Here is a 16,893-nt window from a genome sequence, read left to right as displayed (position 1 = left end):
TGTTAAAGAGCGTCACGCTTATCGCGTTGAGGAGGCGCATCTTACGCTCCTCACTTCGAAAGTCAAGCGGTTGTTTTCGCTTTTCTTTCGGCGCCCGCTTCACTGTGAAGCTAGCTCCTCAGTCCGGCGTGTTGTGCCGTGCTGGTAGGGGCGCATTATAGGGATGGCAGCCGCGCTGGCAAGCCGTTTTTTGAAGAAAATCACATAAATTGCAGCCTATTCAATTAGGAACAGCTTACCCCAAGCATATATACAGGTTTATCCACAGAAGCGTGATTTATGCCCCGTTTAGCTACCATTAAAGTAGGCAGGAGGTGGAATGTGGCATCATACTTGAGCGGAAATATCTGTACCGAGTGGCCATAGTAGCGTCATCCAGGAAAGCTGGTTACCATGGTGGTGAATATAGTGTTGCACCTTTTTTGCTTTCATTTACAAAAGGTCTTTAAAGATGAATTTATCCAAGTTTCCCGTTTATATGCAGGCTGCTGTATTAGCCCTGGTATTGGCATTGATTGGTTATCTGATTGCCCAAGCGCTGCAGTTTTCTTTGAAAGCCGAGGTGATCTTCGCCGCTGGCTTGGCGATTGGTGGCTTCGTGGTCCCTCTGTTCCTGAATAAGGCACCCGTGGCCATGGCAGCCAATGGTGCCAGCCAAGAGACTTGTACCTTATATGTAGGCAACCTGCCTTATCGCGCCAACGAGATCGCCGTGCGCGAGCTGTTCGCCGAGCAGGGTCAGGTGATTTCTGTTCGCTTGATGAAAGACAAGGCGACTGGCAAGCGCCGGGGATTCGGCTTTGTCGAGATGCCTGCTGCCGATGCGGCCAGGGCTATTGCGACGCTCAATGACAAAGAGTATCAGCAGCGCACCCTCAAGGTGCGTGAAGCCAATGACAAGCGCGACAAAGAAGAACGTGAGAACGACGTCGACGCCTGATCGCTCAGAGCAGGACTTCAGTTAAGGTAGACAGCCCCCAAGCTTGCAAGGGGGCTGTTATTTTTTTGGCCTTCTCATCCAGCCGGGTGCAGTAGGCATGCGCCTCTGGAGCCCCGATTGTCGCAGCCATGCCATGACTGCTCAGCAGATGGGTCACACGCTTGGCGACCGCAGCCCCCGAATCCACCAACTGGCAATTCGGCATGAGCTGCCGGATTTCGGCATCGAGCAAGGGAAAATGGGTACATCCCAGCACCAAGGTATCCGGTTGCTCACTCCCTTCCAGCCAGTCTGCCAATACATGGCGCAGCAGTGCCATATCCACCGCCCCCCCCGCCAATTTACGCTCTGCCTCGACCACGAGTTCAGTCGTCCCCTTGAGCAGCACCCGTTTGCCCGGCGCAAACTGGGCAATCAGTTCGTGGGTATAAGGACGGGCCACTGTGCCCGGCGTCGCCAACAGGCCGATACACCCGTTGCGGGTCAAGGCGGCGGCGGGCTTGATGGCGGGCACAACGCCCACCACGGGAATAGTCAGGGCGGCGCGCAAGGAGGGCAACGCTATGGTGCTGGCGGTATTGCAGGCGATCACCACCAGATCGATGGCCTGTTCGGCCACCACCCGGGTCACCAGGCGGACGCAGGCCTGGATCAGGGCAGATTCACTGAGCTCGCCATAGGGGAAGTTGGCGTTGTCGAAGCTGTAATAGTAGTTATGGTCCGGCAGGCTCTGACGGATCTCGCGATATACGCTCAGTCCACCCATGCCGGAATCGAACACCAAAATATTAGCCACCTGCACCCCCTATGCTGCGAGGGGGCGATCATACTCCCGCTCCCCGCCAATAGAAAAGGCCCTGCTGCTGACAGGGCCTGTTTTTAGGGTGCGAATGGGAGTGCCTATATAAGCAGGCTTATCAGAATCTGTAATCCGCGGTCACCCTGAACTCGGTGCCAGGACCCGGGTAGTCGACAGCAGACTCATACTGTTTGTCGAACAGGTTGTCGATGCGCCCGCCCAGGGTCAGCTGAGACGTCGCCGAATAGCTGGCCGCCAGGTTCAGCAGGGTATATGAGCCCAGTTCGACCCGCTCGGCCGGGAAGCTGGAGAAGTCCTTGTCGTCACGCTTGCCGGTATAGAGCAGCTCGCTCGACCAGTCCACGGGGCCGGTCTGCACCTGCGCCAACCAGCTGGCCTTGTTCTTGGCCCGACGCAGCAACTGGCGATCGTCATCGTTCTTGTCCTCGGCACGGGTGTAGTCATAGCTGAACTCGTGATGGACAGGCCCGGTATCCAGACCCAGTGCCAGCTCGATCCCCTTGATGTCTGCATCGGTGTTATCCGGCTTGCAGCTGGAGAAGGCACTCTGACAGGCAATCAGGTTCTGGATGCGGTTGCGATAGAGATTCATTGACCAATCCCAGGCGGTGTAACGACCGGTGAAGTCCAGCTCCAGGTTCTTGCTCTCTTCCGGCTTCAGATCCGGATTCTCATAACCCGGGTAATAGAGGTCGAGGAAAGTCGGTGCCTTGAAGGCGGTGCCATAGCTCAACCGCACATTGTGGTGCTGGTCCAGATCCAGGCCGGTGGCCGCCGACCAGGTGTTATGACGGCCGTACTGTTCGTTGTCGTCGGTGCGACCTGAGAGCTCCATCAGCAGTGCCTGCCAGCGATAACTGCCCACGGCGAACAAGCCGGTGTTGTCACGATCCGGGGCATCGAATGCCTGGCCATAGCTGCGCGAATCGGATTTGAGCTGCTCCTGCTGCCAGTCGGCACCGCCGGTCAACACCAAACCCTCGACGCCGCTCCAGCTGTTCAACCAGGAGAAGCGGGTCAGCCCGGTGTGGATCGGCTCGGCAGAGGATTCTCCCTGACTCGCCAGCCAGTTCTTCAGCTTGTTCTCGCCATAGCTGGCCTCGAGTCGGCTATTGAAGTGCTCGGCCTGATACTTGACGGCGCCATCATACTGGAACGCCTGAACCCGGCTCTGATCCGAGCTGAGGTAGGGGTCATCCATCTCGGTCTGGTTGTCATAACCCTGGGCGTTGATATCCGCACTCCAGGCGTCACTGAAGGCGTGATTGAAACCCAGCTGACCATTCAGGCTGTCAAAGCCATCCCGATCCGGCTGCTGGGCGGCGGCGACGACGTCGTAACCGTCCTCGCGCTCGTAACCGATCATCAGATTGGCATCTGTCTTGGCACCCAGCGCCTGCACGCTGCGCAGTTGACCCAGGCCATAACCATGACTGCCCACCCCACCCTTGAGGTGGGTTTCGCCGCCCTCTTTGGCCGAGGTCTGGGTGATCAGGTTGATGACGCCACCAATGGCATCGGAACCATAGACGGCCGCACGTGGGCCGCGTATGTATTCGACACGCTCGATGTTGCCGAGGGGGATCTGGCTGAGATCGGGGGCTCCCGTCACCATGGCGGCGATGGGGCGGCCATTGACCAGTACCAGAGAGTGGTTGGAGTTGGTGCCACGAATAAAGAGGCTGCTCTGGTGGCCACGACCACCCAGGGTGGTGATCTGCACACCCGGCAGGGTCTTGAGCAACTCGGGCAGGCTCTGTACCTGGCGGGCTTCGATCTCGGCGCGATCGATCACCACAACGGGGGCCAATACCGAGCTGACAGGCTGTTCCACCCGGTTGGCGGTCACCACCAGGGTGTCATTGGCAGGCAGGGTGGACTGGGCGAAGGCGGCCGTCGGCAACAGGGCAGCCACCCAAAATTTCTTGGACATCACAGATCCTTAAGTTCGCGTAAGTATCTATTCCTTGGCCGGTTTCTCTCGGCCAGAAATACGAACTTTGGCAGGTCTTCGGACTCGGGGGCCAAGTGCCTAGGCGACGGCTTCCCGCCTTGCGGCAGTGCCCTGATGTCGCTTCGTTCCCCCTTACCGCTGCGCGCCAGCTCCGGATTCTCACCGGATTCCCTATTAAGCATGATGCGCCAAAGCGGGGGGATTATAGGAAAGGGTGGCAGAAGAGTATAGCTATTTAGCCATCCATACGTCTTTTACTCACAAAAACGAAAACCGGCGCCCATGGGCACCGGTTTGTCAGATTTATCAATAGCTTCAGGCTCAGTCGGCGTAGCTGGCCTTGGGGGCCGGCAGTCGGATGGTGAGAGAGAGCACCAGGGCCACCACCAGCAACACCAGAATGAGGTTGAAGGTCGCCATGAAGCCGCCAAACAGAGAGGCCACAATGGAGCCGATGATGCTGCCCAGCCCGAAGCCCAGATAGATAACGCCATAGTTCTTGGTCAGGTTGTTGAGGCCGAAGAAGTCGCTCACCAGGGAGGGGTAGACGGTGATGGTGCCGCCGAAGCTGAACGCCACGCAGGCCACCGCCACGAAGAAGAGGTTGGCGTTGAGGGGCACGAACAGCAGCATCACCATGCCTGCGAGGGTGATCAGCTGGGCTATGGTGATGACCCGGATGCGGGACATCTTGTCGGAGAGGATACCCAGCATCAGGCGGCCACCCAGGTTGGCCATGGCGATGATGGCGACGGCATTGGCGGCCACCGCGGTCGACAAACCGACCATGTTCTCGCCGATGTCTTTGGCCACACCGATGACATAGAGGCCGCTCATGCAGGCGGTGAGGAACATCAGCGCCAGCATCCAGTACTGCGGCTTGCGCATGGCCTCGGCCAGGGTGAAGTCGCGGCTCTCGGTCTGCTGCACTGAGGCGGCCTGCTGGGGCGCATCCTTCATCAGCATACCGCCCACCAGCACCATGGACATGGCGATCAGCCCCCACAGCTGGAAGGTCGCCTCCAGCCCGTTGTTGGAGAGCAGCAGCAGGTTGATGTACTTGAAGCCGAGACTACCGAGACCATAGGCGCCGATGGAGCAGGCGGAGATGAGCCCCTTGCGCTCCGGGAACCACTTCACGCAGTTGGAGAGGGTCATCAGATAGCCGGTCCCGTCGGCGAAGCCCACCAGTATGCCGGCGCAGAGGTAGAGCATGGCCAGGTTGCTGGCGTGGGCGGTGAGGAAGAAGCCGATGCCAAGCAGCACGCCGGCCCCCAGGGTGACGTTGCGCACCCCGAACCGCTCCTGCAGCTTGCCCGCCAGGGAGGAGGCCACTGCCAGGGAGAGGCTGAGCAGGCCGAAGGCGAAGGCCACCTGGCTCACCGGCTCGTCCAGCTTGTCGGAGAGCTGGGCGTTGAACAGGCTCCAGGTGTAAACGGAGCCCAGCGCAAACTGGGTGATGATGGTACCGATCAGGGTCAGATACCGGGTGCGATTCATCTCTTTAGTCATGATGCGTCTCGGGGAATGGCCATAAGGAAATTGAGGCCACTATAGGCAAGACGCGGCTCGCGCCGGCAGATTAAGGCATGAAATGCAGATCGGCGGGCATGAATGACAATCAGAGCCGCATCAGCTGACGGAACGCCTTGATGTTGCTGCGGCTGACCGGCACCTCGAACGGCAGATCATGGAGTCGGATGAGATAGGTGCTGTTGAACCAGGGCACTATCTCGCGGATCTTGTTGATGTTGACGCAATAGGAGCGGTGACAGCGGAAGAAGCCCTCCGCCGGCAGGCGGCTGACAAACTCGCTGAGGGCCATGGTCATCACGTAACGATCGGTGCGGGTATAGACATAGGTGAGCTTCTCGTCCGCCTCCGCATAGTAAATCTGCTCGCAGGGGGTGACTATGATGCGCTCCCCCTTCACCAGATTGATGGTGCGATTGGGCGGGCTGCTCACCTCCCCCTGCCCCGGTTGCGACTTGCCCGCATGTTCGAGCTTTTGCAGCAGATTGATGATGCGCGGCTCGTTGTAGGGCTTGAGGATATAGTCGAACGCCTCCAGCTCGAACGCCTCCACCGCAAACTCCTTGTAGGCGGTGACGAAGACTATGTGGGGCGGATGGCTCGACTTGTGCAGATTCTTGGCCAGCAGCAGACCGTCGATGGAGGGGATCTGGATATCCAGGAACACCACATCCACCTCGTGATCCTGCAGGTATTTGAACGCCTCCAGCCCATCTTCGAAACTCGCCACTATCTCTATGGTGCTGTGCTGGCTGACCAGATAGACCAGCTCCTCGCGAGCCAGATATTCGTCTTCCACTATGATGGCTTTCAGCATGGCATGGCCCCCTGAGGGAACGCAGGAGAGGCCAGCGCCTCCCGCATCAAACATTCATCTTCGACAATAATGACTCTCAACATGACAACGCCTCTCCAGTCAGCGACTCGTCTTCAACAGTGATGGCGCTCAACATGGCATCGCCTCCTGGCTCGGCAGATAGAAACAGACTTCGGTACCCGGCTCCAGCCGCTTGAGGTGCAGGCCGTCCCCATAGAGCAGCTTGACCCGCTGATGCACGTTCATCAGGCCTATGCTGCGGCTCTCCACCCGGCCGGCGGCCACCCCGTCGATCACCGCCTGGCTGATGCCATAACCGGTGTCGCGCACCGCCACCCGGATACCCCCCGCCAGCTGCTTCACCTCTATGGTGACTTTACCGGGAGCGCTGCGGGGCTGGATGCCGTGCAGGATGGCGTTTTCCACCAGGGGCTGCAACAGCAGGCAGGGCACCTGGATGTGGACGTCGTCCACCTCGAACACCACCTCCAGCTTGTCGCCGAAGCGGGCCTGCTCGATGGCCACGTAGTCGCGCACCTGCTGCAGCTCCTCCTGGATGTCGATGAGCTCGTCCCCCTTGTTGAGGTTGTAGCGCAGATAGTCCGCCAGGTTGGCAATGAGCTGGCGCGCCTGCTGGGGGCGGATGCGGATCAAGGATGAGATGGCATTGAGGGCATTGAACAGGAAGTGCGGGTTGATCTTGCTCTGCAGGGCGGTGAACTCCGCCTTGCGGGTCATCTCCTTGAGCTGCTCGATGCGCGACACCTCCATCTGGGTGGAGATAAGCTGGGAGAGGCCCACCGCCATCTCCCGCAGGGAGCTGGTGATGCTGTGGGTGCGGCGGTAGTAGATCTTGAGGGTGCCGCTGACCGCGCCGTTCTCCCGCAGCGGAATGATGATGACCGAGTGAAAATCGGAGAGGTGATACTGGCGCAGATCGTTGTTGATGATGATCTGGTCCAGCAGCACGGCTCTCTGGGTCATGTCGCTGATGGCGTGGTGCTCGTCCAGCTCGTAGTAATCCTTGCCCACCCCCACGTAAGCCAGCACGTCCCGGGTGTCGGTGATGGCCACCGCATCGGCATGGATCTCGCTCCTGATGACACCACACACCTGACCGAGGGAGTGGCGATCGACCTTCTGGAAAAACGGCAGCGTCTTGTTGGCGATGTCGAGGGCCAGCTTGGCCTGCTTGGCGGCGATCAACTCCTTCTCATCATCCAGATCCTGCACCAGCTTGATGATGAGCCCGATGCAGAGCGCCCCGGCGATCATCGGGTAGGCGATGTGGCTGACGATCTCGATCCCGATGGCATGAGGTTCGGTCAGCAGCCAGATCAGCAGCATGGTCAGCCCCTCGCAGAACATCCCCGCCAGGATGCCGTAGAGCCAGAGCCGCGACTTGCGGCAATGAAAGTAGATCCAGGTCGCCAGCAGGCCGGCGATGATGCTGGCGATGAGGCAGGGAATAGAGGTGTGGCCATCCATGTCGATGAGGTAGCGATGCAGACCCGAGATGACCCCGGCCGGGATGCCGACCCAGGGGCCGAACAGTATGCCGCCGGAGATGATGGCGATGATCCGCACGTTGATGAACGCCCCCTCCACCGGAATGCCGGTGTAGGTGCTGAACACCGCGAACAGGCCGAAGATGGCCGCGACCAGCACCAGCTCGGCCGGGGTATGGTTCTGCTTTTGAAACAGCCGCTGAAAGGGCCGGGTGCGGGTCAGGAAGAACAGGGTCATCAGCATCAACGCCGCCCGTTCAAACACGGCCAGCAACATCATCTGGTTTTCGAGCATGGATACCTCAGGGGGTCGGTGCGCGACTGGCGGCCCACTATAGGGATTATGGGGCCGGGCGCCGCTGACCGGGATCAAGGCGGGGACATTAACGCGTCACGCCTGAAACACAAAGACCCCGCTCATGGGAACGGGGTCTTTGTGGTCATATCCTGTTCAGTGCCTGAGCCGAGCACCGACAGAGGTGAGTGCTATGCTGGCCAAGCCAGCACGCTCAATACCCTGCTCAGTATTTGACTTGGTAGTTGACGGTAAAGGTGCGACCGCGTCCCTGATAGTCAAACATCTCGGCTGGCCCATAGTAGCTGTAGAGACTGGCGGCGCGCTGACCCCATACGGTGCTGTACTGCTTGTCGAGCAAGTTCTGCACACCGAAGCCCAGGCTGCCCACCGGCAACTCATAGCTGCCAATCAGATCCAGCAGGGTGTAACCCTCAATCTTGCCATCGGCATCGTCGGTCAGATCAAACAGCGTCTGGCTCTGCAGCTTCATCGCCAGCGCATCTTGCTGCCAACCCAGCCAGGCAGCAGCCTTGGAGCCGCTGGCATTATCCACCGACACCTTCTCCCAGCCACCCTCGGCGCTCTTCTGCTCCGACTTGACCAGGTGACCATTGGCGCCCAGCTGCCAGGCATCGGTCAGCCAATAGGAGGCCTGCCCTTCTATCCCATACACTCGCTTCTCGTCATCCAACACACTGATCAGCATGGTCGACTTGTCTACCTTGACCGCCTTGTCGGACAAGGAGAGATAGGCCGCACTCTGCAGACTCAGGCGATCGGTATCATGACGTACCCCTATCTCGTAGCTGTTGGTCTTGATGCCCTGCAACTTGGAATCGGCTACGTTGACGCTCTTTTGCAGGCTGTAGTGGCCCTGAGCATCCGGGGTCTTGCTGTAAGTGCCGGTACCATAGTACTTGGAGGGATCCGAGAGATCGAAGCCCTGGGAGAAGTTGGCCCACAGCTGGGTTTGAGGCGTCAGCTTGTAGAGGGTGCCCAGATTGAACAGTCCGGTGTTGTAGCTGGTCGTGCCCCCCGGTACTGCATCGGCACTGCTGCCCTTGCCGAAGGCGATGTTGCGCTGCATGTTGTAGTCGACGAAGTCGTCAATCTTGTTGCGGGTGTACTGGTAGCGATAGCCCCCATCCAGGGACCAGCGGTCGGTGACGGCAAATTCGGTTTGCAGGAAACCCGCCAGGGACTCCACTTCGACCCCGGGGTAGCGACCTATGGTGCTGGCGGTCTTGTTGACCAGACCGCCGCTGTCATAGCTGGTCTGCTTGTCAAACAGGGCCTGGTTGCTCTTGAGGGTATCGATGAAACCATCGACCCCGTAGGTCAGGGTCAGGCGATCCCAATCCTTGATCAGCGCGCTGCGCAGGCTCACCACATCCGTGCTCTGCTCGGAGGCGGCCAGGTAGCTGCCATAGATGAAGGGAATGAAAGAGAACTCTTCACTGCGATAAGAAGCCTGCACCATCAGGGTGTGATTCAGGAAGTCGGTGTTGCGGTAGTCGGCGTTGAGCAACCAGCGCTCGGTCGCGCCTTGGCGATCGGATTCAAAACCATCACGCACTGCAATCAGGCTGGTGTCCGCCGGGTTGCCGGTAATGTTGCCCGGCGCACCGGCCAGATCCTGACCGAAGTAGATGCCGTAAGGGCTATCCTGCTTGCTGCTGTAGTACTGGGCCAGCAACGTCAGACTCTGGGTGCCGGATGGAGTGAAAGTCAGGCTGCCCATGGTATCTATCACTTCGTTGAACTGCAGCGACCCCTGAGTGATGTCCGGCACCACCATGTCTCCACCCGCATCGAAGAAGGCCTTGTTGCTGCTGTAGACGAGGGAGGCGCGCCCCTGTACCAGATCATTACCCCCCGCCACCGACTGGGCCAGTTTGTAATCAACATCTTCATGACTGTTAAAACCCGTGGTGGTACCTGCATAGCTCTCGAATTGCAGCTCGCCCTGTTCACCCTTCTTGGTCACTATGTTGACCACACCGCCGGTAGCACCCGCGCCATAGATGGACGTCGCCCCCGACAGCACCTCGATGCGCGCTATGTTAAAAGGATCGATGGAATCGAGCTGACGGCTGATGAGGCGGGCCGAATTGAGGGAGACACCATCTATCATCACCAGCATGGCGCGGCCACGCAGGTTCTGACCATAGTTGGTCCTTCCCTGGCTGCTGACATCCAGGGAAGGCACCACGGCTGCCAATATCTCGCCCAGGCTCTTGCCGCCGCGGGACTCCTGTTCTATCCGCTGTGAATCCACATACCAGACGGTACCCGGAATGTCGCTGATGCTCTTGGGGGCATGGCTGGCGACCACCACCATGGTCTCCGGCTTGGCCTCGGTCTGTGCCGCCAGGGCAGGGAAGGCACCGGTCATGGTCAGCGCGAGTACCAGGGCATTCAGGGGATAGTTCCTTGCTTGTCTTAACATGACGTCCTGCTCTACCTGTTCATGGGTGCCTTTGGCACCATTTATTGCTATCGATGATGCGGCCGTGGGGACCGAGCATCCGTTATTGTCGTGACGGATGGCTTGCCCATTAGTCATCGAGAGGAATACCTATCCCCCGCCAACCACAAGAGATGCCCCACCGGGATCGGGCAGCCTGATGCCAATCAGCGACTGAGGATGTTAATAAGTATCATTTGTGACTTCAATTGTTTTGTGGGAAGAAGAGAGCGGCGCAGTAGAGGCCAACTAATTGATAAAGAAGTGATTAATGAGCAGAGACAGGCATATGAGGGGAGAACAGAATACACAACCTCACCCGACGCCAAGCCGGGTGAGTTCATCATCACTCAGGAAAGAGTGGCGAGCCGGGCGGCGAACCCCATGAAGAAGAGGCCGATCAGACCGTTGCCCAGCTTGGCCAGGCGCAGTTTGCGTTGAAAAAAGCGCGCCATCAGGGAGCCGCCAAAGATGAGCAGAGTCAGATACACAAAGCTCATGGCCTCCAGCATGCCGGCCAGCACCAGGTAGGAGAGCCAGGTGTGGGCATAGTTGAAGTCGATGAACTGCACGAAGAAGGAGACGTAGAACAGGATCGCCTTGGGATTGGTGAGGCTCAGGGTCAGCGCCTTGCCAAAGTAGTTCTCCCCCTGAACCGGGTCGGCAGGGTGACTCTCCGTCCTGGCGACGAAGTTGTCATACAGTATTCTCACCCCCAGATAGAGCAGATAGATGGCCCCCAGGTAGCGCACCAGGGTAAACAGCAAGGGTGTGGTACGGATCAGGGAGGCGACCCCCAGATAGGCGCAGAAGATGAGCAGGGCATCGCCGACAAAGACGCCGAGGGCGGCGCGATAACCGGGGCCTATGCCGCGGCTGGCACCGGTACGCAATACATAAATGGAGTTCGGGCCCGGGGCTATGATGATGAAAAAAAGGCCGACTAAATAAGTCCAGACATTGATGACACCCAGGCTTTCAAACATGTTCCACCCCAATAGCAAAGACGAAGAGATGCGAAAGGAGACGGCACGGTCGCCATCTCACTCCTCATCGACCATGGATCCATCCTAACCTTGCGCGAATAAAGCACAAGCCTCTCCCTTGGGAACGGCGAAGATCAGCAATATTGTCCCGCCACCCAGCCGGACGACCAGGCCCACTGGAAGTTGTAACCCCCGAGCCAGCCGGTCACGTCCACCACCTCGCCGATGAAATAGAGCCCGGGCACCTGACGCGCCTCCATGGTCTTGGAGGAGAGTGCGTTGGTGTCGACCCCTCCCAGGGTCACTTCGGCGGTGCGGTAGCCTTCGGTACCGTTGGGCAGCAGCTGCCAATCTTCCAGCAGGGCGGCAATGGCCTCCAGCTCCCGCTCGTTGTATTGGCGCATCGGCTTGTTAGTGAGCTGGCCCAGCTCCACCAGGGTATCGACGAAGCGCTTGGGCAGCTCGCGGCCCAGCACGGTTTTGAGCTCCTGAGCCGGATGAGCCTGCGCCCACCCTTTCAGCGTCGCCAATATGTCGAGATCGGGCAGCAGGTTGATATGGATCTTCTCCCCCGGCAGCCAGAAGGAGGAGATCTGCAAGATAACGGGGCCGGAGAGGCCGCGATGGGTAAACAGCATGGCCTCCTTGAAGCGAGTGCCATCCTCGGCGGTCACTGCGACCGGCAGGCTGACCCCGGCCAGAGCAGCAAACGCCTCCTTGTCGGCCTGATGCAGGGTGAAGGGCACCAGACCGGCGCGGGTCGGCAGCACGGGCAGACCAAACTGTTCCGCCAGCTTGTAGCCGAAGGGGGTCGCGCCGAGTTTGGGCATGGAGAGGCCACCGGTCGCCACCACCAGGGATTGGCACGCTATCTCCCCCTTGCTGGTCACGAGCACGAAACCGTCTTCGCTCTTGGCGACGCTCAGGATCTCGGTCTGGAACTGCAGGCTCACCCCGGCCCAGTCACACTCGGTGAGCAGCACATCGACGATCTCTTTGGCACTCTCGTCGCAAAACAGCTGACCCAGGGTCTTCTCGTGATAGTTGACCCCGTGTCTGTCCACCAGATCGATGAAATCCTGCTGGGTGTAGCGGGCCAGGGCCGACTTGCAGAAGTGAGGGTTGCTGCAGAGGAAGGCCTGGGGCCCAGTCTGATGATTGGTGAAGTTGCAGCGGCCGCCGCCACTGATCAGTATCTTGCGGCCCGGTTTCTTGGCGTTGTCGAGCACCAGTACCGAACGACCCCGATACCCCGCCTGCTGGGCACACATCAAACCGGCCGCACCGGCCCCGATCACCACAACATCCGTTCTTATCATCACAGCGCCACTCACCTGAAACAGATCAACAAGAGCGGGGCCAACGCACAGACCCCAACCATCACCCCCCGGCCACCAAAAAAAGAAACGGCCCACGAGGGGGCCGTATTGTACTGACTGAACATTAAGTGTCCACGACTTATCGGGAGACTTAAGCAAGCCTCATCCAGGGATCAGGCGTTGTTGTCCATCACGCTGGCGGGGGACGCCTTGGCCAGCTCGGCCAGCTCCTTGTCGATGAAGTAGAGGCCCTTGCCATCCTCGCCCACCAGGTTGAGGCGGTCCACTATGCTCTTGAACAGCTTCTCTTCCTCATGCTGCTCGGCCACATACCACTGCAGGAAGTTGAAGGTGGAGTAATCCTGGGTAGTGAAGGCAACGTGGGCCAAGCCATTGATGCACTGGGTGATGTGGTGCTCATGCTCGAGGGTGGTGCGAAACACATCGCCCAGGGTGGTGAATTCGTGGGGAGGGGCACTGATGGCACCCAGTATCGGCATGGCGCCGGTCTCACTCACATAGGTAAAGAGACGCTCCATGTGCTGACGCTCTTCCACCGCATGCTTGCGCAGGAAAGTGGCGGCACCTTCGAAACCCTTGTCCTCGCACCAGGCGCTCATCTGCAGGTAGAGGTTGGAGGAATAGAATTCCAGGTTTATCTGGTCGTTCAACTTCTCGATCATGGCTTGGGCCAACATGCTGATTCTCCACTGTGATTTGGGTTCGATTGTCGCGACGAAGCGGATCTGGATCAACCACTTGCCGCAGGATTTGTTGCAGTTTCAACCAATGCCTCAGCCTTACCCCCATATGGGCATGGCGAGTCGATGAAGCATGCTGTACTCAAGCGTACCCCTTATCATGGCGCCCATGATCCGGGACCCTCGCTGATGCGCCGCTATTTTCTGCTGTTACTGTGCTGGCTTGACCAGGTGCAGGCCGCGCCTTCCCTGCTGAATGATGCCGAATGGCGAGCCGCGCGCGATCCCGCCGTCTACCTCAGCCAGCTCGATGCCCTGACGGGTCAGGACATGGAACTGTTTCACGCCAGATCCCTGGCCAAGGCACACTTGGGTGACTACCGGGGCGCCCAGCTCGACAACGCCAGGGCCAGGGCGCTGGCCGCCAGCCATCAGGAAGCCTCCAGACAGCGGGATTTCCAGCTGCAGCAGATAGCCCTCGCCCTGGATACCGCCGCCCCCGACCAGGCCTTTACCCTGCTCGCTCAGCTCGAACCCGCACTGCAGGACGATGCGGCGCAGCGCGCGCAATGGCATGCCCTGAACGGCCTGGCTCACTATAAAACCAATCAGCTGCAATCGGCCATTGCCGAACTCAAGAGCGCCTTCCTGCTCAAACGCCAACTCAAGCAGGAGAGCAAGCAGGCTCAGTTGCAGTGCATACAGCTGCTCATCACCCTGGGCAACCTCTACGCCGACATCGGGCTGGGTCAGGAGGCAGAACAGCACTATCTGGATGCCCTGCGGCGCAGCCTGAGCCTGGATGAGCCCAACAGTCAGACCCTCATCAAGGCCAACATGGCGCGACTCTATCTCGACATGGATCGCCCGGCACGAGCCCGTCAGCTACTCGATAGCCAGCTGGCCAACCCGGCTCTCTCTCCCGACTATCGCGCCGCCATGCTGGGCTATCTCGCCATGGCCCTCAATGCCGAGGGTAACGGCTCGGCGGCACTGCGTCATCTGGATCAGGCAGAGGCGCTGCATCAGCAACTCGGCTACCCGACCCCTCCCGGCCTGCTGACCACCCGGGCCGCAGCCCTGCGCAGTCAGGGCGAGACGGGCCCAGCCCTGGCACTGCTCGAGGAGGCCGGGACGCTGGATCTTTCAGGCAAGGCGCTTCGGGCCGAACTCCTGGCCGGACAAGGCAACTATGCCGCCGCCTACCGGGGGCTCAGTGACTATCATGCCGACTATCGCCAGCACTTCAACCGTACCCTGAGCGAACACGCGGCCGCCTTCCAGGCGCAAATGGATTTGGCCCGTAGCGAGAGCGATAACCACAGACTGGTACTGGAAAACGAACGGCGGCGCCAGCAGATAGCCCACCAGCAGAGTGCCCGCAACTATCAGTTGATGCTGGTGATGCTGCTGCTCAGCGCCCTGATCCTCCTCGGTATCACCACCCACCGCCTGCATCGCAGCTCCCGTCGCCTCTATCGGCTGGCCAGTTTCGATCAGCTCACCGGGCTCGCCAACCGGCACGCCCTGCAAGAGCGGTTGCAGACTCTCTGGCAGCAGGAGGGGCCCCTCTCCCTGATCATCATCGACATCGATCACTTCAAGCAGATCAATGATCAGCACGGCCATGGTGCGGGGGATATCGCCATCGCCCGCCTTGGGCAGTTGCTTGGGGAGTGGGCGCCGGAGCGGGAGCTGATCGGCCGCTGGGGTGGGGAGGAGTTTCTGGTCGCCATACCGCTACCGGCGCAAGATTGCTGGCACCTGGCTGAGCAGTTGCGCCAGCGAGTGGCCGCCGAGCGGGAACCCGGTCGCCCCGTGATGACCATCAGCCTGGGGGTCGCTGGCCGGGAAGATCCTCATGAGACGCTTACTCAGCTCATTCACAGGGCTGACATGGCCATGTATCAGGCCAAGCGTCAGGGTCGCAACCAGACGGTGCTGGCGGCGCCGCCACACACTGTGGTCACGCTGTCTCGCAGCCTGGCCTAGGGCTGCAACTCGCCGAGGGCCTTGATGTCGACCGGCATCTCGTAATCCACACCGGGCAAGTCGAAGCCATTGAGCTGCAGAAAATCCCGTCTCAGCCCGGCAAAATCCCCCATGCTCTCGAAGTTCTGGGGGGTCAGCTTGGGCCAGAGTGCAGAGACCGCCGCCTGCACTGCCGGGTTCAACTCATGGTCATCCATGCGGATCAGCCTGTGACCATCGGCCACCACTCCTTGAATACCGTACATCTTGCTGGCGAACAGACGATGCATCTGCTCGATGCATCCTTCGTGCACCCCCTGCTCCTTCATGACCCCCATCAGCAGCCCCAGATAGACGGGCAGTACGGGAATATAGGCGCTGGCCTTGGTCACCAGTGCCTTGCACACGCTGACCCAGGCGTGGCCGCCGATCGCCGCAAGCTGCAGGTTGATCGCCTCGGCGGTGCTGTGCAGGTGCTCCTTGGCATAGCCTATGGTGCCGTCTCGATAGAGGGGATAAGTGGACTCTGGGCCTATGTAGGAGTAGGCGACCGTCTGCACCCCGGGCGCCAGACAATCGGCATCCTGCAACGCCTGCAACCAGTGCTGCCAATCTTCCCCGCCCATCACGGTGACGGTGTCGCGGATCTCCTCGGCACTGGCTACCGGCAGAGTCTGTTCCTCGAGGGCATAGTGCTCCAGGTTCAGCCCCAGGCCGGTGAAGGGTTGCCCCGTGCTCTTGAGGACAGATCGCACCTGGCGGCCATCGGCCAGAACCCGCACACCGCTCGCCAGGGAGTAGATAACCAGATCCACCTGCCCCCACTGCTGGCGAATCGTCGCTATGGCTTGCTGGCGCATCGCGTCCGAGAAGGCATCGCCGATCAGATTCAGGGCCAGCCGCCCCTGCTGTTCGGCGGCCTGCTTGAACCAGATGTTGTTGTACCAGCCTGCGCTGCCAACCCCTTTCTCGGAGGGGCCCCGCTCAAACGAGATGCCAAGGGAGTCGGCCCCGGCACCGAAGGTGAGCGCGATGCGTGAGGCCAATCCAAAGCCGGATGAGGCGCCGAGGACAAGCACCCGCCTGGGGCCATTGAACTGGCCCGCGGCGCGGATCTCGGCTATCTGTTGTTCCACTGCGGCACGGCAGCCGATGGGATGGCAGTTGCGGGCGACGCAGCCCTGGATCTCGGGACGGATGATCATGGCACTTCTCCAAAGTCACTGGCTTGAGCATAGCCAGCGGGGGAGGAGATGACCTTGATATGGCGCAGCGCCTGAACAAGAAAGGGGGGTAAAAAAACAAAGGGAGCCATAGGCTCCCAAAGCGGTATTCAGATGCTTCTTGTTATGTTGTGATCCTTGCGAAACACGGGCACATCCTATGCCCGACGCGGACAAGGGGCAAGTTGCCCGCTGTGACCCGCCTCATGTTTCCGCTCATTTCATCGGCGCACAATGACGGCAAAGGGGCCTGGCTCACATATCTCGATACAGAGTGACGAGCATGAGGCCTGGTTCATGCGCATCGACACACTATGACGATAAAGGGGCCTGGCTCACGCATCTCGATACAGAGC

Annotated in this window: 12 protein-coding genes and 1 riboswitch; of the genes, 2 read left to right on the top strand and 10 right to left on the bottom strand. The window is 59.8% G+C overall.

What is annotated here, in order from left to right:
- The first annotated feature begins 451 nt into the window (after positions 1-451).
- Positions 452-940 (top strand): RNA-binding protein, encoded by a 489-nt coding sequence (locus M2367_RS20375; protein ID WP_042041186.1) that lies wholly within the window; start codon positions 452-454, stop codon positions 938-940.
- A gap of 4 nt (positions 941-944) precedes the next feature.
- On the opposite strand, the gene murI is transcribed toward M2367_RS20375, so the two are convergent.
- The 9 genes from murI to ftnA all read right to left on the bottom strand — a co-directional run bounded on the left by murI (position 945) and on the right by ftnA (position 13,340).
- On the bottom strand, positions 945-1,736 hold the full coding sequence (gene murI, locus M2367_RS20370) for a glutamate racemase (protein WP_259238261.1): 792 nt from the start codon (positions 1,734-1,736) through the stop codon (positions 945-947).
- A gap of 121 nt (positions 1,737-1,857) precedes the next feature.
- Complete coding sequence (locus tag M2367_RS20365; protein WP_259238258.1) at positions 1,858-3,693, bottom strand: TonB-dependent receptor domain-containing protein; 1,836 nt, start codon at positions 3,691-3,693, stop codon at positions 1,858-1,860.
- A 51-nt stretch (positions 3,694-3,744) separates the two neighbouring features.
- Positions 3,745-3,922: riboswitch (cobalamin riboswitch) on the bottom strand.
- 113 nt (positions 3,923-4,035) lie between these two features.
- The gene (locus M2367_RS20360) at positions 4,036-5,226 is read right to left on the bottom strand and encodes an MFS transporter (RefSeq protein ID WP_259238256.1); all 1,191 of its coding nucleotides are present in this window, start codon (positions 5,224-5,226) and stop codon (positions 4,036-4,038) included.
- Between the two features lie 109 nt (positions 5,227-5,335).
- The gene (locus M2367_RS20355) at positions 5,336-6,064 is read right to left on the bottom strand and encodes a LytTR family DNA-binding domain-containing protein (protein WP_259238253.1); all 729 of its coding nucleotides are present in this window, start codon (positions 6,062-6,064) and stop codon (positions 5,336-5,338) included.
- A 129-nt stretch (positions 6,065-6,193) separates the two neighbouring features.
- On the bottom strand, positions 6,194-7,867 hold the full coding sequence (locus tag M2367_RS20350; RefSeq protein WP_259238250.1) for a sensor histidine kinase: 1,674 nt from the start codon (positions 7,865-7,867) through the stop codon (positions 6,194-6,196).
- A 226-nt stretch (positions 7,868-8,093) separates the two neighbouring features.
- Positions 8,094-10,319: a TonB-dependent receptor gene (locus M2367_RS20345; RefSeq protein WP_310504101.1), complete on the bottom strand. Its 2,226-nt coding sequence runs from the start codon at positions 10,317-10,319 to the stop codon at positions 8,094-8,096.
- Positions 10,320-10,687: 368 nt separating this feature from the next.
- Positions 10,688-11,323, bottom strand: a complete 636-nt coding sequence (leuE, locus tag M2367_RS20340; RefSeq protein WP_042041194.1) for a leucine efflux protein LeuE — start codon at positions 11,321-11,323, stop codon at positions 10,688-10,690.
- 134 nt (positions 11,324-11,457) lie between these two features.
- On the bottom strand, positions 11,458-12,642 hold the full coding sequence (locus M2367_RS20335; protein WP_042041195.1) for an NAD(P)/FAD-dependent oxidoreductase: 1,185 nt from the start codon (positions 12,640-12,642) through the stop codon (positions 11,458-11,460).
- 173 nt (positions 12,643-12,815) lie between these two features.
- Positions 12,816-13,340 carry a non-heme ferritin gene (ftnA, locus tag M2367_RS20330; RefSeq protein ID WP_042041196.1) on the bottom strand — a complete coding sequence of 175 codons (525 nt, stop codon included), beginning with the start codon at positions 13,338-13,340 and terminating at the stop codon, positions 12,816-12,818.
- A gap of 192 nt (positions 13,341-13,532) precedes the next feature.
- On the opposite strand from ftnA, the gene M2367_RS20325 reads away from it, so the two are divergent.
- Positions 13,533-15,335, top strand: a complete 1,803-nt coding sequence (locus M2367_RS20325; RefSeq protein ID WP_310504102.1) for a diguanylate cyclase domain-containing protein — start codon at positions 13,533-13,535, stop codon at positions 15,333-15,335.
- Here M2367_RS20325 and fabV read toward each other — a convergent pair.
- Positions 15,332-16,519, bottom strand: coding sequence for an enoyl-ACP reductase FabV (gene fabV / locus M2367_RS20320; RefSeq protein WP_224431684.1), 1,188 nt, complete (start codon positions 16,517-16,519; stop codon positions 15,332-15,334). The two genes, M2367_RS20325 and fabV, sit on opposite strands and share 4 nt — an antisense overlap.
- Between the last annotated feature and the right edge of the window lie 374 nt (positions 16,520-16,893).

The sequence above is a fragment of the Aeromonas sp. BIGb0445 genome, from assembly GCF_024809075.1.
GTDB lineage: Bacteria > Pseudomonadota > Gammaproteobacteria > Enterobacterales > Aeromonadaceae > Aeromonas > Aeromonas rivuli.
The sequence above is the reverse complement of the archived record's forward strand: the minus strand, read 5'-3'. Positions and strand labels throughout refer to the sequence as shown.

Coding starts and splice junctions, on each gene's coding strand:
- M2367_RS20375 (WP_042041186.1), top strand. CDS start 452: ATGAATTTATCCAAGTTTCCCGTTTATATGCAGGCTGCTGTATTAGCC.
- M2367_RS20365 (WP_259238258.1), bottom strand. CDS start 3,693: ATGTCCAAGAAATTTTGGGTGGCTGCCCTGTTGCCGACGGCCGCCTTC.
- M2367_RS20360 (WP_259238256.1), bottom strand. CDS start 5,226: ATGACTAAAGAGATGAATCGCACCCGGTATCTGACCCTGATCGGTACC.
- M2367_RS20355 (WP_259238253.1), bottom strand. CDS start 6,064: ATGCTGAAAGCCATCATAGTGGAAGACGAATATCTGGCTCGCGAGGAG.
- M2367_RS20350 (WP_259238250.1), bottom strand. CDS start 7,867: ATGCTCGAAAACCAGATGATGTTGCTGGCCGTGTTTGAACGGGCGGCG.
- M2367_RS20345 (WP_310504101.1), bottom strand. CDS start 10,319: ATGTTAAGACAAGCAAGGAACTATCCCCTGAATGCCCTGGTACTCGCG.
- leuE (WP_042041194.1), bottom strand. CDS start 11,323: ATGTTTGAAAGCCTGGGTGTCATCAATGTCTGGACTTATTTAGTCGGC.
- M2367_RS20335 (WP_042041195.1), bottom strand. CDS start 12,642: ATGATAAGAACGGATGTTGTGGTGATCGGGGCCGGTGCGGCCGGTTTG.
- ftnA (WP_042041196.1), bottom strand. CDS start 13,340: ATGTTGGCCCAAGCCATGATCGAGAAGTTGAACGACCAGATAAACCTG.
- M2367_RS20325 (WP_310504102.1), top strand. CDS start 13,533: ATGCGCCGCTATTTTCTGCTGTTACTGTGCTGGCTTGACCAGGTGCAG.
- fabV (WP_224431684.1), bottom strand. CDS start 16,519: ATGATCATCCGTCCCGAGATCCAGGGCTGCGTCGCCCGCAACTGCCAT.